Source organism: Nocardia sp. NPDC005746, from assembly GCF_040630785.1.
Lineage (GTDB): Bacteria > Actinomycetota > Actinomycetes > Mycobacteriales > Mycobacteriaceae > Nocardia.
The window spans coordinates 500,059-515,131 of sequence record NZ_JBEXYE010000001.1 but is presented as its reverse complement, the minus strand read 5'-3'; the positions used below and the strand labels follow the sequence as shown (position 1 = coordinate 515,131).

Here is a 15,073-nt window from a genome sequence, read left to right as displayed (position 1 = left end):
ACGGCGGAACAATGACGAGCGGTGGGTACGACCCCAACCAGTATCCGGGCGGCCAGCCGTACGGGCAGCCGCAGCAGCCTTACGGCCAGCCGCAGCAGCCACAGCAGCCGTACGGTCAGCAGCAGCCCTACGGGCAGTCCGACCCCTACGGCCAGCAGCCGCAGCAGCCTTACGGCCAGCAGCCCTACGGCCAGCAGCCCGACCCGTACGGTCAGCAGCAGCAGCAGCCGCAGTACGGCCAGCAGCCGCAGCAGCCGTTCGGTCAGTCCGACGCCTACGGCCAGCAGCAGCCGTACGGCCAGCCTGCCTACCAGCCCTACCCGGACGGCGGCCAGCCCGGTTTCGGTGGCGGTTTCGGCGGCTCGCAGCCCGGTGACCTGTGGACCCGCTTCGCGGCCCGCATCATCGACGGCCTGATCATCGGCATTCCGGCGGGCATCATCCAGGCGGTGCTGCCCAGCAGCATCGCGTGGCTGTGGAGCGTGCTGGTCCCGGTCATCTACTTCGGCTACTTCATCTTCATGGAGACCCAGCAGGGCGGCCAGACACTGGGCAAGAAGATCCTGAACCTGCGGGTCGTCGGCCCCGGCGGCGCGCCGCTGGACCCGGCCGCCTCCGCCAAGCGCAACCTGTTCATGATCGTGCAGCTGGTCCCGTGCCTGGGCACGCTGGTCGGCCTCGGCATGGCGATCTACATCGCCATCACCATCGAGCAGAGCCCGACCAAGCAGGGCTGGCACGACCAGTTCGCCGGCGGCACCCAGGTGCTGAAGGGCTGAGGCTCTTCCCTCCGCTGAACGCAATGGGGCGCATCCTCTCCGGATGCGCCCCATTGTCATTGGTGCGCCACATCATTCGCGCACCGCGCCGGTCTCTCAGCTGGAGCCCGTCGCGCGGGCGATGAGAAAGATCAGGAACCCGCCCAGTCCCAGCACCGTCCCGGCCGCGCCGACCCAGATGCCGCCGAGCGCCAGGCCGCGCCCCTGCTGCCCGTTCGTCTTGAGCTGGTTGAACGCGACGATGCCCAGCACCAGTCCGACGATCGAGATCACCGGCAGGAAGGCGCAGAAGAACATGGCCGGGATGCCGATGATCGACACCACCAGCGACGCGATGGCCAGCGAACTGGTCTGCTGCGTCGGCGACGCGTACCCGTAGGGCTGATAGCCCGGGTAGCCACCGTAGCCCGGGGGCTGCGGCGTGGGCTGCTGGCCCGCGCCCGGATAGCCCGGCGTCGGATTCGCCTGCGGCGGCGGATAGCTCGGATACACCGGCTGCGGCGGCGGGGTCAGCGGCGGCTGCTGATACTGCGGCCCGGAGGTGTAGCCGGGCGGAGGCGGCGTCGATTGCTGCGGCGCCGCGGGCGGAGTCTCGGGCGCGACGCCCTCACCCCCGTACTGCTTCCACCACTCGTCGGAATCGCCAGGATTCGTCATTCGTCCAGCCTAGGGCACCCCAGCTATCCATACCCCGCGGTCGAGGCAGGGGATACTTTCGAGCGTGAGTGATATCGAAACGGTCGAAACCGACCGATCTGGACACCCCACGCCGCAACACGCCGCATTCGCGGACGCGGCGGGGGGATATTTCACGCCGGTGGCGGTGGCCTTCACCGCTGTCCTGCTGATTTCCAACGTGTGCGTCGCCAAGGGCGTCCAATTCTTCTCCGGACAGCACTTCTCCCTGGGCCCGCTGACCATCCTGCCGATCACCATGGACGGCGCGTTCTTCCTCTTCCCGATCGCCTACGTCATCGGCGACATCCTCAGCGAGGTGTACGGCTTCCGGGCCACCCGCCGCACCGTCTACTACGGGTTCGCGGCGCTGCTGCTGATGATCGTCTGCTTCCAGATCGTCATCAAACTGCCCACCGGTGACCTGCAGCAGAACCCGACCTCCTTCGGGGACGTGCTCGGCAATACCCCGCAGCTGGCGCTGGCCGGGATCACCGGCTACTTCGTGGGCCAGTTCCTGAACTCCAGCACGCTGGTGCTGATCAAGGAGCGCACCAAGGAGAAGCATCTCTGGGCGCGACTGCTCGGCTCCACCATCGCGGGCGAGTTCGGTGACACGCTGGTGTTCTGCTCGATCGCGGCGACCGCCATCGGCATCAACACCTGGGGCGACTTCGTCAACTACGTGATCGTCGGCTTCATCTGGAAGACCCTCGTCGAGGCGTGCGTGCTGCCGATCAGCTACCGCTGCATCGCCTTCCTCAAGAAGCGCGAACCGTCCTACCGCCCGCGCGAGCGCTCGGCCATCTACGAGTGACGCGGACCGACCCTCCGAAGCTGGCGGCCGCGTCGAATTCCCTTATTGCCCAGGGGCTTTGATGCGGCCGCGCCAGCGGCCCAGGAACTCGGCCTGGTATTCGTCGAAGTAGCCGCCGTCGATGCTCTCGCGGACGCGATCCACCAGACGCACCGTGAACCGCTCGTTGTGGATGGTGCACAGCGTCGAGGCGAGCATCTCCTTCGCCTTGAACAAGTGATGGATGTAGGCGCGCGTGTAGTGCGCGCAGGTGTAGCAGTCGCAGGTCTCGTCGATCGGCGTGAAGTCGCGCTTGAACCGGGCCGTATTGATATTGAACCGGCCCTCGTCGGTGTACAGCGCCGCATTGCGCGCCACGCGTGAGGGATTCACGCAGTCGAAGGTGTCCGCGCCGTTCTCCACCGCGGTGAAGATGTCCTCCGGCTCGCTGATGCCGAGCAGGTGCCGGGGCTTGCCCTCGGGCAGTTCGTCGCAGCACCAGCCGACGATGGTGCCCAGATTGTGCTTCTCCAGCGCGCCGCCGATGCCGTAGCCGTCGAATCCCGTTCCGGCCGCGGCCCGCAACTCCTCGAGGTCGCGACAGGCCTTGCGGCGCAGGTCCTCGTACTGCGCGCCCTGGATCACGCCGAACAGCGCCTGATACGGCCGATGCGAGCGCGCCTCGGTGAGCCGCTCGTGCTCGTCGAGGCAGCGTTTGGCCCACAGCCGCGTACGCTCCAGCGATTCCTCCTGGTAGCCACGGGTGTTCATGAGCGTGGTGAGCTCGTCGAAGGCCATCATGACGTCCGCGCCCAGCTGATGCTGGATGCCCATGGACACCTCGGGGGTGAACCGGTGCTTGGAGCCGTCCAGGTGGGAGCGGAAGGTGACGCCGTCGTCGTCGACGTGCGCCAGCCGCTCCTTGCCCTTGGCGATCACATCGTCGTCCTGCACGCCGACCGATTCCATGGCCAGCACCTTCTTGAAGCCGACGCCGAGCGACATGACCTGGAAGCCGCCGGAGTCGGTGAACGTCGGGCCGTGCCAGTTCATGAACTCCGCCACACCCCCGGCCTCGTCCACGATGTCCGGGCCGGGCTGCAGGTAGAGGTGGTAGGCATTGGCCAGCAGCGCCTGCGAGCCGAGTTCCTTCATGGTCTCCGGCAGCACGGCCTTGACGGTGGCCTTGGTGCCGACGGGGATGAAGGCGGGTGTCGCAATATCGCCATGCGGCGTACTGATCACACCGGTCCTGCCGTGCCGCCCTTCCAGGCGGGCACCGACCTTGAACGAGAACTCGGAGGCAGCAGACACCGAGCTATCCTCTCACTTCGTCAGACGAGCGATTTTCTTCGCTCCACGAAAGTGGCCTGGCCCACACACCTTCGTGCGCGGGCCAGGCCATGGAAGCGAGGGTCATTTGGTGAGGACGACCGCGTCCGGCTCCGGATCGTCCACATTGTTGCCCTCACCGTCGGTGATGGCGGCGGCGAACTGGGCGTTGTAGAGCCGGTGGTAGAAGCCGCGGGCGGCGAGCAGTTTCTCGTGCGTGCCCTGCTCGACGATCTTGCCCTTCTCCATCACCACGATGGTGTCGGCGTCGCGAATCGTCGAAAGCCGGTGCGCGATCACGAAACTCGTGCGGTCCCGGCGCAGCGCCGCCATGGCGTGCTGCACCAGCAGCTCGGTCCGGGTGTCGACCGAGCTGGTGGCCTCGTCCAGGATCAGGATGGACGGCTTGGCCAGGAACGCGCGGGCGATCGTGATGAGCTGCTTCTCGCCGGCGCTGACACCGGAGCCCTCCTCGTCGATGACCGTGTCGTAGCCCATCGGCAGCGCGTGCACGAACCGGTCCACGTAGGCCGCGCGGGCGGCCTCGAGGATGTCCTCCTCGGAGGCGTTCGGATTGCCGTAGGCGATGTTCTCGCGGATGGTGCCGCCGAACAGCCAGGTGTCCTGCAGCACCATGCCCATGCGCGAACGCAGGTGGTCGCGGGTGATGGCGGTGATGTCGACGCCGTCGATGGTGATGGCGCCGGAATCCACCTCGTAGAACCGCATGAGCAGGTTGACCAGGGTGGTCTTGCCCGCGCCGGTCGGCCCGACGATGGCCACCACGTGCCCGGGCTCGGCGACCAGCGAGAGGTCGTCGATGACCGGGGTCTCCGGCTCGTAGCGGAAGGACACGTCCTCGAACGCGACCCGCCCGCGCTCCAGCGGCCGCGAGTCCTCCGGATCCGGGTCCGGCGACTGCTCCTCGGCGTCGAGGATCTCGAAGATCCGTTCCGCCGACGCCACACCCGACTGCAGCAGGTTCATCATCGAACCGATCTGGGTGAGCGGCTGGGTGAAACCGCGCGAGTACTGGATGAACGCCTGCACCTCGCCCAGCGACAGCTGACCCGACGCCACCCGCAGGCCACCGACCACGGCGATCAGCACGTAGTTCAGGTTCCCGAGGAACATGATGGCGGGCATGATCAGCCCGGAGATGAACTGCGACTTGAACGAGGAGTTGTAGAGCTTCTCGTTGGTCTCGTCGAACTTCTCCCCCACCTCGCGCACGCGACCGAAGGCGCTGACCACCTCGTGGCCGGTGAAGGCCTCCTCGACCTGAGCGTTCACCTCACCGGTGAACTTCCACTGATCCACGAAATGCGGCTTGGAGCGCTTGGCGATCTGCGCGGTCACGATGACCGCCAGCGGCACGGTGAGCAGCGCGATCAGGGCCAGGATCCAGGAGATCCAGAACATCATGATCAGGATGCCGATCACCGACAGCACGTTGATGATCAGCTGCGACATGGTCTGCTGCAGCGTCTGCGCCACATTGTCGACGTCATTGGTGACGCGCGAGAGCACGTCGCCGCGCGGCATGGAGTCGAAGTAGCGCAGCGGCAGCCGGTGGATCTTCTCCTCGATCTGCGCGCGCATCCGCTTCACGGTGCGGTTGAGCACCACGATCAGCAGCTGCGCCTGCAGCCAGCCGAACAGCGCGGAACCGATGTAGAGCGCCAGCACCCAGGCCAGCACCTGCCCCACGGCGGTGAAATCGATTCCGGTGCCGGGGATCACGTCCATGCTGGCGAGCATGTCGGCGAAGGTGGTGTTGCCGCCCGCGCGCAGGCCCTCGACCAGTTCGTCCTTGCTCTGCCCGGCGGGCAGCTGCTTGCCGACCACGCCGTCGAAGATGAGGTTGGTGGCCTTGCCGAGGATCTGCGGACCCAGGGTGTTGAGCACCACCGAGCCGACCGCCAGCACGAACACCACGATCAGATAGGCCCGATCCGGCGCGAGCATGCGCAGCAGGCGCTTCAGCGACGGTCCGAAGGATTTCGCCTTCGCGTCCGGCGCACCGGGATTGGGGGCTCCGGGCCTCATCGCACCTCCTCCGCGCTGAACTGCGATTCCACGATCTCGCGGTATTCGTTGCAGTCGAGCAGCAACTGGTCGTGGGTGCCGATGCCGGCCATCGCGCCGTCCTCCAGCACCACGATCTGGTCGGCGTCACGGATGGTCGAGATCCGTTGCGCCACAATGATGACCGACGCGTTCGCGGTCTCCGGCCTCAGGGCCTCGCGCACCCGCATGTCGGTGGCGACGTCCAGGGCGGAGAAGCAGTCGTCGAACAGGTAGACGCGCGGCTTGCGCACCAGCGCGCGGGCGATGGCCAGACGCTGTCGCTGACCGCCGGATACGGTCGTACCGCCTTGCGCCACAGGCGTTTCCAGCCGCTGCGGCATCTCCCGCACGAAGTCGGCGGCCTGCGCGATCTCCAGCGCGTGCCAGAGTTCCTCGTCGGTGGCGTCCGGCTTGCCGTAGCGCAGGTTCGAGGCCACGGTGCCGGAGAACAGGTACGCCTTCTGCGGGACCAGGCCGATCTCGGTGCGCAGCGTCTCCAGCGCCAGCTCACGGACGTCGGTGCCGCCCACGTGGACCGCGCCGTCGGTGACGTCGATGAGCCGCGGGATCAGGTTGATCAGCGTGGTCTTGCCCGCGCCGGTCGCGCCGACGATCGCGGTGGTGGTGCCCGGCTTCGTCTGGAAGCGAATGGCTTTCAGCACCGGCTTCTCCGCGCCCGGGAACTTGAACTCGGCGAACTGCAGGTCCACCTTGCCCGGGTCGTCCTTGAACGCCTGCGGCACCCGCGGTTCCGACACCGAGGATTCGGTGTCGAGCACCGCGCTGATCCGCTCCGCCGACACCGCGGCGCGCGGGGCCATCATGGCCAGGAAGGAGGCCATCATGACCGCCATCAGGATCTGCATGATGTAGGCCAGCATCGCGGTGAGCGTGCCGATCTGCATGTCCCCGTTGTCGATCGAATGGCCGCCGAACCAGATGACGCCGACCGTGGTGACGTTCGAGATCAGCATGACCATCGGGAACATCAGCGCCATGTACTTACCGACATAGAGCGATTGCTCGGTCAGCTCGCTGTTCGCGACACCGAAGCGCCAGGTCTCCTGACGTTCCCGCACGAACGCCCGCACCACGCGGATACCGGTGATCTGCTCGCGCAGCACCCGGTTCACCGCGTCGATGCGGTCCTGCATGCGCCGGAAGCCGGGCACCATGCGGGTGATGATGAAGCCCATCGACAGCGCCAGCGCGGGCACCGCGATCAACAGCAGCCACGACAGCTGCATGCTCTCGCGCAAGGCCATGAAGATGCCGCCGATGCACATGATCGGGGCCATCACCAGGATGGTCGCGCTCATCAGCACCAGCAGCTGCACCTGGCCGATGTCATTGGTATTGCGGGTGATCAGCGACGGCGCGCCGAACACGCCGACCTCCCGCGCGGAGAAGGTGCCCACCCGGTGCAGCAGGGCCGCGCGCATATCGCGGCCCGCGCCCATGGCGGCCTGGGCGCCCAGATAGACCGAGGCGGCCTGGGCGATGATCTGGATGGCGGTCACCAGCAGCATCCAGCCGCCGGTGGACCAGATATAGCCGATATCGCCCTTGGTGACACCCTGGTCGATGATGTCGGCGTTCAACGTGGGCAGATACAGCATGGCGATGACCGAGATCAGCTGGAGCACGACGACCCCCGCCAACTGATTGCGGTAGGGCCGCATGGAGGTGCGTAGAAGTCGGATCAACATGATGCTGGCAGGCTACCGCCATCCTCGAACGCTCGCCGCGACCTTTTCTGTGTCTGATTGCCCCTCCGCTGCGCTCCGGGGCGGATGTTCGCGGCCCCTGGTCCCGATTCTTCCCTCCTCCGCTCCTCCGCTTCGCTCCCCCGCTCCGTCGGTCCAGAATCGGGACGGCCGCGAACATCCGCGGCTTCTGCCTAGATATCGGGGTGATCCAGGTCACGCCATTCGCCCGAGGTGGGCTCAGCATGCGCGCCGGCCACTGATCCTGCGGCCGAGCGAGGGCGGCGGGTCCAGGCGTCGGGGTCGTGCAGCAGTTCGTCCAGGAAGGACGGCAGCAAGTCGTGGGCGATGTCGGCGATGGTGACGCGCTCGAGCACGGAACGAATGTTCACACGTAGCCCGATCCAGACCCGCTGCAGCGGTTCGGCCGCGCCGGTATAGCTGACGTCCTCCGGCCGTTGCCCGCGCACCGAGGCCAGCGGGCCTTCCACGGCGCGGATCACATTCGCGATGCTGATCTCGGCGGCCGGGCGGGCCAGCCGGTAACCACCGTCCGGACCGCGGCGGCTGATCACCAGATCGCCCTTGCGCAGATCCGCGACCACCGATTCCAGCACCTTCGGCGGAATGTCCTGGGCGGCGACGATCGCGTCGGCCTTCACCGAATCCGGTTGCCCCTTCGCGATTTCGACGAGGGTGCGCACCGCGTAATCGACCTTCGCGGTGATGTGCACGGAAACTCCTGAAATCGGACCGGTGGTGTGAAAACCCTATCGCGCTGGATACAGCACACCGAGTGCGGCATTCAGCAAGGTCGTCTCGACGTGGTCGACATCCATGTCCGGGACGATCTCCTGGGTCATCATCGCGGTGCTGAGCACCTGCATGGCCGCGGCGGCCCGCAAGAGGGTGTCGGCGTCCGGATCGGGTCCCGCCATCCACCGGCACATGCGGTGATGCAACTCGATCATGTCGGGGTAGCGATTGCCGAGCGCGTTGACGATGGCGACCGTGTCGCGCATGCACAGCGCGCCCACCTGACGGTTGGCCAGGGTGGAGTGCAGGCGCTCGCGAATCACCGCTCGGACGTTGTCGGGAGTTGCGGGCAGGTTGTCGAGGCTCGCGACCTGATCCCGCACTTCGTCGAACATCGGCTCGATGATCGCTACCAGCAGATCGACCTTCGAGGCATAGTGATAGTAGAGCGAGGCTTTTGTGATTCCCACCGCATCGGCGACCTCGCGCAAACTGCTGTGGTCGAACCCTTTGCTGGCGAATAACTGCAGAGCGGCGTCGCGGATCGCCTCTTTAGTGCTTCTACCTGCGACAACGGTCCCGGAACCGTTTTGGCCACCCATGCACTCATCCTCTCACTCGTGCTCGAAATGCGATCAACGCCACCTGGAGTCGAGGTTGTTCCTCCACTTAGCTCCTCGGTAGTCTACCTACCGCACGGTAGGCAGATTTCGTTTCGTGAAGGCGGGGAGCGGTAGCTCCCGGCGGCAGTGTTGTCTACGCGCTCGCACACCAGCACCCCTGTTCAGCCCGCACAAACCATCGCCCAGGAGACTCCTCGTGTCCGTATACCTCTATCGGTGGGGAAAGTTCGCCTTCCGCCGTAAATGGATCGTCATCGCGGCGTGGATCGCCGCGTTGTTCGTGATCGGCGGTGTCGGCGGCTCCCTGGCCAAGCCGTTCCAGGACTCCTTCACCATGCCGGACCTGCCATCCGAGCGGGCCACCAAGATCCTCGACGAGCATTTCCCGGGCGCCTCCGCCGGCTTCGACCAGAACGCCGTCAACGGCACCTACGTGATCGCCGCGCCGAACGGTCAGAAGCTGACCGATCCCGGCAACGCGGCCGCGCTGCAGGCCTTCGTCACCAAGCTCGGTGAACTCAACATCATCGACAAGACCGCGCCGCTGATGAACCCGGTCGACATCACCAAGAAGATCGGTGAGCGCGCTGGAATCGACTGCCTCGCCGCCGACCGCTCCAACCCGGCCTTCGCCGCGAACTGCTCGAGCGCACCGCTGAACGTGCTGAACGAGGAGCACCCGGACTCGGTCGCGACCATGCAGGTCAAGTACACGATCCCGAAGTACTCCGACCTCACCGCGGCGGACCGTGAAGCCGCCTACAAGGTCGGTGACGACGCGCGCGCGGCCGGCCTGCAGGTCGAACTCATCGGTTCCATCACCCAGGATCCGGGCGGCTCCAGCGGCGCCTCGGAGATGATCGGCATCGCGGTGGCCCTGGTGGTCATGGTGATCGCGTTCGGCGCGATCGTGGCGGCCTTCGTGCCGATCCTCACCGCGCTGGTCGGTGTCGGCACCGCCATCTCCGTCATCATGTTCGGCACCCACTGGCTGACCGTGCCGACCTTCACCCCGATCCTGGCCTCCATGATCGGCCTGGCGCTGTCCATCGACTACGCCATGTTCATCGTCTCCCGGTACAAACACGAACTGGCCGTGTCGAATTCGCCGGAGGAGGCCGCGGGCACCGCGGTCGGCACCGCGGGCTCGGCCGTCATCTTCGCCGGTCTGACCGTCATCATCGCGCTGGCGGGTCTCACCTTCGTCCGGGTCAGCTTCCTCACCTCGATGGGTATCTTCGGCGCGGTCTCCGCGGCCATGGCGGTGCTGGTGGCCGTCACCCTGATGCCCGCGCTCATGGGCGCGTTCGGCCGCTTCCTGTTCAAGCCGAAGCTGCCGCTGGTCGCCCAGCACGATCCCGAGGACGACTCGTCGGTCACCAACGGCCAGCGTTTCGCCCGCCTCATCGGCAAGGCGCCCGCGCTGACCCTCGGCATCTCCGTGGTGCTGCTCGGCCTGCTCGCCGCCCCCGCGGTGAACCTGCAGCTGGGTCTGCCCGGCGGCGACTCGATGCCGCACGACACCACCATCCGCAAGGCGTACGACCTGCAGACCGAGGGCTTCGGCGAAGGCTCGAACGGCACCCTGATGGTGGCGGTCGACCTCAGCAAGACCCCGGAGAACCAGCGCACCGAGGCGCTGAACGCGTTGCGCGACAAGCTGGCCCACTACCCGGGCATGGACTACCTGACGGTGGCCCAGCACAGCCAGGACGGGCAGGCCGCCATGTTCATGGGCGTCCCGCACGCCGGACCGAACAACAAAGAGACCAAGGACCTGGTCAAGGACGCACGTAATGCCGAGTCGGAGCTGAAGGCTCAGTACGGCATGGAGTACGGCATCACCGGTACGACCGCCATCTTCGCGGACGTCTCGCAGGCGCTGCTGGTCAAGATCATCCCGTATCTGGCGATCGTGGCGGGCGCGGCATTCATCCTGCTGCTCTTGGTGTTCCGCTCCATCCTGGTGCCGCTGACCGCCGCGCTCGGCTTCCTGCTCTCCATGGCGGCCACCTTCGGCGCGACCGTGCTCATCTTCCAGGACGGCAAGTTCGGCCTGGTCGAACCGCACCCGCTGGTCAGCTTCCTGCCGATCATGTTGATCGGCTTGGTATTCGGTCTCGCCATGGACTACCAGGTGTTCCTGGTGACCCGCATGCGTGAGGAATACGTGCACGGCAAGTCCGCCAAGGAAGCCATGATCAGCGGCTACCACCACGGCGCCCGCGTCGTGGCCTCCGCCGCCATCATCATGATCTCGGTCTTCAGCGCATTCATGCTGCAGGACAACGTGGTGGCCAAGTCCATGGGCTTCGCCATGGCGGCGGGCGTCTTCTTCGACGCCTTCATCGTCCGCATGGTGCTCATCCCGTCGCTGCTCGCCCTGCTGGGCGACTCGGCGTGGTGGATCCCCAAGTGGCTGGACCGCATCCTCCCCGACATCGACGTGGAAGGCGCCAAGCTCACCGAGCTGAAGCAGTCCACCGTCCCCACCGAGACGAAGGAACACGCCACGATCGGCTGATCGACGCGTCGCACGCTCGGCCCCCACCCGGATTCCGGGTGGGGGCCGAGTTCGTTTGCGCGCCTAGTTCGTCAGCGCAGGAAGCGGACGGCAGCGTTGCGGAGCGCGATACCGGCGGCGGTGCCGGGAACCATGAGGGCGGCGGCCGCGCGGAAGCCGCGCTGCCTCGGTTCGACGAGCTCGCGGTGGCGGCGCTCGTAGGCCACCAGAGCGTGCCGGGGGTCATCGGGTGTGCGGGTGAGTTCCTCGGCCAGGGTGTGCGCACCCGCGATGGCGAGGGTGGAGCCATCGCCGAACAGGGAGAGCGAGGATCCGGCGTCGCCGAGCAGGGCGACGCGGCCGATCGACCAGTGCGGCAGACCGATTCGGCTCACCGAGTCGAAGTAGATGTCCTCGGCGACCTGGAGGCGGTCGAGGAGATCGGTGAAGATGCCGGTGCGGCCGGTGAAGGCCGCGGCGACCAGGCGTTTGTGTTGCGCGAGGTCACGGTGGTCGAAGCCGGGAACAGCGGACTGCCGGAACATGAAGGCGGCCACGGCTTTCCCCCTGGACGGGTGGACGGTGATCGCGCGGCCCGGCCGGTTGAACATGACCACTTCACGTTCGTCGTCGAAGACCCGGTCGACGGGCAGGGTGGCGGCGTACATGCCCAGGTGGCGGAGGAATCCGGCCTCGTCGCCGAAGACCAGCCGCCGGACGTTCGAATGCAGTCCGTCGGCTCCGATCACGTAGTCGTAGCGGCCGGTGCCGCCGCTCCGGAAGTGGACGTCCACCCCGCCCGCATCCTGCGTGATCGCCGAAATCGACTCTCTCCAGCGGACTTCGGCCTTGTCGCGAGCCGCATCGAGCAGGACCCCGGCCAGGTCCGCCCGAGCGACCTCCACCTCCCGGTCCCCCGCACCGCCCTGAAAAGCGCTGAGCCGCAACCCCGACCGCTTCCTGCCGGTCTCGTCCACGAAGCTCATCCGATCCACGGCCGACGCCGCCGCCCGCAGCGCGGGCATCACCCCCATGGCCTCGACCACCTCGACCGCCGGCCCCTTCACATCGATCGGGTTGCCGCTCGACCGCTGCCCGCGCGCCCGCTCGACCACGGTCACATCGAACCCGCTGCGCCCCAGCCAATACGCCAGCGTCGCCCCCGCGATCCCCGCCCCGGAGATCAGCACGGCCTTGCTCATCGTCATCACCTCCAGCCAAAGTGGACGATTTTCGTCCACTTTTCAGTGGACGGTACAGTAACCGGAATAATTTCGTCCACTTATTGCCGGAGGTGAGGACAACGGCCGAGCTCAGGTCCGATGCCCGCAACAACCGCGACCAGATCCTGGCCGCCGCCCAGCTCGTCTTCCGGGAGCAGGGCGCCAATGTCTCCATGAAGGACATCGCCGACGCCGCCGGCGTCGGCGTCGGCACCCTCTACCGGCGCTTCCCCGACCGCGGCGCCCTCATCACCGCCGCCGCCCACTCCTACCTCTCGGCCCTCTCCGACCTGGCCGCCACCGCCGAACGCGAAGCCCCCACCCCCTTCGAAGCCCTCACCCGCCTCCTCCGAACCTGCGCCGAACTCCGCCTCGGCGCCCTCGCCGCCGCCATCGAACCCACCCTCCACGCCGACATCAAGGCCGACCCCACCCTCACCGAAGTCCGCGCCACCATCACCGACCGCATCGACAACCTGACCACCCGAGCCCACGCCGACGGCACCCTCCGCCCCGACGTCACCCCCGCCGACATCGGCCGGCTGATGACCCTCCAGATCTACGCCACCCCCGACGAGCCCTACCCCACCGCCGTCAACCGAGTCCTCGACCTCCTCCTCGACGGCCTCCGCCCCTGAAAAGAAAAGCCCCGCACCGGTTTCCCAGCGCGGGGCTACTCCTTCGATCAGGGTCCGAGGGCCTTCAGCAGGCCGCCGACACCCGGAATGGAATCGGCGCTTCCAGATATCGGTTCAGAGTCCGAGCAGCTTCAGCAAGCCACCGATCACCGGGATCGAGCTCGCACTGCCCGTTCCGGTGGCGGGCGGCGCCGGGCAGCTCGGTCCACCCTGAACAACATTGATGGGACCCAGCAATTCGAGGCCGCCACCGGTATTAGTGGCCGAATCCCACGCGCCCGCATAGATGTTCGTCGACTGGGCCACATCCGGCTTCCATTGAACGGTCAGGTCCTGACCCGCGACCATCTGTGCGACGGCGAAAGTCCTGGCATTGCCGCCGGCCGACGATACGTCACTGAAGATGAACTCGTGGTACCCACTGGGAGCCCGATTCAGCAGTGCGGTCTGGTCCGCGACAGGCAACGTAATCGTATAAGTGGAACCGACACAGTACGCCGACGACTGCGAAACGCTCATCTGCGCGGATGCGGTCGTGGCCGCGACAACCGTTGCCACCCCCAAGGTCACGAATCCGGCTGTTCCTATCCCCGCCCAACGAATTCGAGTGTTCTTCATACCGACCCCTTCGCTCATTCGACGCCCCAACGATCGACGTCCATGCACGAAGCTACTGCAGCCCACCGACAAAATCGGACGGCCCTATTCAACCGTCGTCGCACGAAATCGCCTGCAGCATAGTGCAATTACAGGCACACGAAAGACGCCGACAGATTGGATCACCTATTCATTTCGCGGGCGTTGATCCAGCGGGTGACGGAGGGCAGGGCGGCGAGGATGGCCACACCCAGATAGAGGGCCATGAAGCCGAGAGACCAGGCCAGTACGAAAGGGCTCGCGGGCACATGCCGCTGCCACTCGAGCACCTGTTCGGTGAAGAGCGGAACGAAGCCGAGAATGACCAGGACTCGGCCTACCGCCGTACGACGCAGCAGCAAGACGCCGCCGGGGATCAGTAGCAAGGCAGCGATCGGCCCGCACACCATCGACGGCAGCACACCCATGAGCTTCCGCATCTCATCCGAGTAGCTCCACCACAGGTGGTACTGCGCAGCACTTCCCAACGCGGTGAGCACCCCGAACCCGAGGGCCGCAACCCCCGCGAGAACCCCGGCGGCGCTGTCCACCCGAGGCGGCACGGTCTGCGCGGGGTACCAGTAGGCCTGGCCAGGCTGATTGTGCGGATAGGACATCGAAGCCTCCAGGCTGCTCGTTCGCACGGAAAGTTCTGCGTTGCAAGCAATCCTGCGAGCCGAGGCTTAAACAAACCTTTTCGCCCGGATAAATAGAAGAAGCCCCTCACCTGTGTGAACAGGTGAGGGGCTCCTCAGCGGTGGCGGAGGGATTTGAACCCTCGGAGGGGGGTTACCCCTCACACGCTTTCGAGGCGTGCTCCTTAGGCCGCTCGGACACGCCACCGGTGGTGACTTTACAGGAGGACCGTGCGGAAACCGAAATCGGCTGGAGAGAGGGCTAGGGGCGGTGGGATCGGAAGAAAGAGTCCAGGAGAGCGGCGCATTCGGGTTCGAGGACGCCGGCGCGGACCTGGGGGCGGTGATTGAGACGTCGGTCACGGACCACGTCCCAGAGGGAGCCGACGGCGCCGGTCTTGGGTTCCCAGGCGCCGAAGACGACACGGGAGACCCGGGAGAGGACCAGGGCGCCGGCGCACATGGTGCAGGGCTCGAGGGTGACGGCGAGGGTCGCGCCCTCGAGGCGCCAGCCGTCGCCGTGGACCCGGGCGGCGGCGCGCAGGGCGAGGACTTCGGCGTGGGCGGTGGGATCGCCCAGGGCTTCCCGGGCGTTCGCGGCGCGCGCGAGTTCACGGCCGTCGGCGTCGAAGACGACCGCGCCGACGGGAACGTCGCGCGGATCGGCCGCGGCGGCGGCGGCGATGGCGGCCCGCATCATC

14 protein-coding genes and 1 tRNA gene are annotated in these 15,073 nt (G+C 66.7%); 4 read left to right on the top strand and 11 right to left on the bottom strand.

The features are described 5' to 3' along the window. Positions 1–11 precede the first annotated feature (11 nt). Positions 12–779 (top strand): RDD family protein, encoded by a 768-nt coding sequence (locus ABZ412_RS02330; protein WP_357275283.1) that lies wholly within the window; start codon positions 12–14, stop codon positions 777–779. A gap of 96 nt (positions 780–875) precedes the next feature. Here ABZ412_RS02330 and ABZ412_RS02325 read toward each other — a convergent pair whose 3' ends face one another. After that, entirely contained in the window at positions 876–1,436 is a 561-nt protein-coding gene (locus ABZ412_RS02325) for a DUF4190 domain-containing protein (protein WP_357275281.1), read from the bottom strand. 160 nt (positions 1,437–1,596) lie between these two features. Between ABZ412_RS02325 and ABZ412_RS02320 the strand changes: the two genes are divergently transcribed. Continuing rightward, positions 1,597–2,271: a queuosine precursor transporter gene (locus ABZ412_RS02320; protein ID WP_357275933.1), complete on the top strand. Its 675-nt coding sequence runs from the start codon at positions 1,597–1,599 to the stop codon at positions 2,269–2,271. Positions 2,272–2,313: 42 nt separating this feature from the next. On the opposite strand, the gene tgt is transcribed toward ABZ412_RS02320, so the two are convergent. The 5 genes from tgt to ABZ412_RS02295 all read right to left on the bottom strand — a co-directional run bounded on the left by tgt (position 2,314) and on the right by ABZ412_RS02295 (position 8,716). Continuing rightward, a complete protein-coding gene (gene tgt, locus ABZ412_RS02315) occupies positions 2,314–3,564 on the bottom strand; it encodes a tRNA guanosine(34) transglycosylase Tgt (protein WP_357275280.1) in 1,251 nt (416 codons plus the stop codon). A gap of 102 nt (positions 3,565–3,666) precedes the next feature. Continuing rightward, positions 3,667–5,631 (bottom strand): ABC transporter ATP-binding protein, encoded by a 1,965-nt coding sequence (locus ABZ412_RS02310; protein ID WP_357275278.1) that lies wholly within the window; start codon positions 5,629–5,631, stop codon positions 3,667–3,669. After that, positions 5,628–7,361 (bottom strand): ABC transporter ATP-binding protein, encoded by a 1,734-nt coding sequence (locus ABZ412_RS02305; RefSeq protein WP_357275276.1) that lies wholly within the window; start codon positions 7,359–7,361, stop codon positions 5,628–5,630. The genes ABZ412_RS02310 and ABZ412_RS02305 overlap by 4 nt, the downstream gene beginning before the upstream one ends. Before the next feature lie 191 nt (positions 7,362–7,552). Beyond that, the gene (locus ABZ412_RS02300) at positions 7,553–8,092 is read right to left on the bottom strand and encodes an Rrf2 family transcriptional regulator (RefSeq protein WP_357275274.1); all 540 of its coding nucleotides are present in this window, start codon (positions 8,090–8,092) and stop codon (positions 7,553–7,555) included. A 36-nt stretch (positions 8,093–8,128) separates the two neighbouring features. Continuing rightward, positions 8,129–8,716 carry a TetR/AcrR family transcriptional regulator gene (locus tag ABZ412_RS02295; RefSeq protein ID WP_357275272.1) on the bottom strand — a complete coding sequence of 196 codons (588 nt, stop codon included), beginning with the start codon at positions 8,714–8,716 and terminating at the stop codon, positions 8,129–8,131. Positions 8,717–8,933: 217 nt separating this feature from the next. Here ABZ412_RS02295 and ABZ412_RS02290 point away from each other — a divergent pair, with 217 nt between their 5' ends. Next, complete coding sequence (locus tag ABZ412_RS02290) at positions 8,934–11,261, top strand: MMPL family transporter (RefSeq protein WP_357275271.1); 2,328 nt, start codon at positions 8,934–8,936, stop codon at positions 11,259–11,261. Positions 11,262–11,332: 71 nt separating this feature from the next. Here the strand turns inward: ABZ412_RS02290 and ABZ412_RS02285 are convergent, their stop codons facing one another. Next, a complete protein-coding gene (locus ABZ412_RS02285; protein ID WP_357275269.1) occupies positions 11,333–12,442 on the bottom strand; it encodes an FAD-dependent monooxygenase in 1,110 nt (369 codons plus the stop codon). A gap of 92 nt (positions 12,443–12,534) precedes the next feature. Here ABZ412_RS02285 and ABZ412_RS02280 point away from each other — a divergent pair, with 92 nt between their 5' ends. Next, the gene (locus ABZ412_RS02280) at positions 12,535–13,101 is read left to right on the top strand and encodes a TetR/AcrR family transcriptional regulator (RefSeq protein ID WP_357275267.1); all 567 of its coding nucleotides are present in this window, start codon (positions 12,535–12,537) and stop codon (positions 13,099–13,101) included. A gap of 114 nt (positions 13,102–13,215) precedes the next feature. Here the strand turns inward: ABZ412_RS02280 and ABZ412_RS02275 are convergent, their stop codons facing one another. The 4 genes from ABZ412_RS02275 to ABZ412_RS02260 all read right to left on the bottom strand — a co-directional run bounded on the left by ABZ412_RS02275 (position 13,216) and on the right by ABZ412_RS02260 (position 15,072). After that, positions 13,216–13,737, bottom strand: a complete 522-nt coding sequence (locus ABZ412_RS02275) for a hypothetical protein (protein ID WP_357275264.1) — start codon at positions 13,735–13,737, stop codon at positions 13,216–13,218. A 143-nt stretch (positions 13,738–13,880) separates the two neighbouring features. Then, positions 13,881–14,354: a hypothetical protein gene (locus ABZ412_RS02270; protein WP_357275262.1), complete on the bottom strand. Its 474-nt coding sequence runs from the start codon at positions 14,352–14,354 to the stop codon at positions 13,881–13,883. 138 nt (positions 14,355–14,492) lie between these two features. Continuing rightward, a tRNA-Ser gene (locus ABZ412_RS02265) sits at positions 14,493–14,580 on the bottom strand. A gap of 54 nt (positions 14,581–14,634) precedes the next feature. Further along, positions 14,635–15,072, bottom strand: coding sequence for a nucleoside deaminase (locus tag ABZ412_RS02260; protein WP_357275930.1), 438 nt, complete (start codon positions 15,070–15,072; stop codon positions 14,635–14,637). Between the last annotated feature and the right edge of the window lies 1 nt (position 15,073).

Excerpts from the sequence above, each read along its gene's own strand:
- ABZ412_RS02260 (WP_357275930.1), bottom strand. The coding sequence starts at position 15,072 with ATGATGCGGGCCGCCATCGCCGCCGCCGCCGCGGCCGATCCGCGCGAC.
- ABZ412_RS02295 (WP_357275272.1), bottom strand. The coding sequence starts at position 8,716 with ATGGGTGGCCAAAACGGTTCCGGGACCGTTGTCGCAGGTAGAAGCACT.
- ABZ412_RS02270 (WP_357275262.1), bottom strand. The coding sequence starts at position 14,354 with ATGTCCTATCCGCACAATCAGCCTGGCCAGGCCTACTGGTACCCCGCG.
- ABZ412_RS02310 (WP_357275278.1), bottom strand. The coding sequence starts at position 5,631 with ATGAGGCCCGGAGCCCCCAATCCCGGTGCGCCGGACGCGAAGGCGAAA.
- ABZ412_RS02330 (WP_357275283.1), top strand. The coding sequence starts at position 12 with ATGACGAGCGGTGGGTACGACCCCAACCAGTATCCGGGCGGCCAGCCG.
- ABZ412_RS02275 (WP_357275264.1), bottom strand. The coding sequence starts at position 13,737 with ATGAGCGAAGGGGTCGGTATGAAGAACACTCGAATTCGTTGGGCGGGG.
- ABZ412_RS02305 (WP_357275276.1), bottom strand. The coding sequence starts at position 7,361 with ATGTTGATCCGACTTCTACGCACCTCCATGCGGCCCTACCGCAATCAG.
- ABZ412_RS02285 (WP_357275269.1), bottom strand. The coding sequence starts at position 12,442 with ATGAGCAAGGCCGTGCTGATCTCCGGGGCGGGGATCGCGGGGGCGACG.
- ABZ412_RS02325 (WP_357275281.1), bottom strand. The coding sequence starts at position 1,436 with ATGACGAATCCTGGCGATTCCGACGAGTGGTGGAAGCAGTACGGGGGT.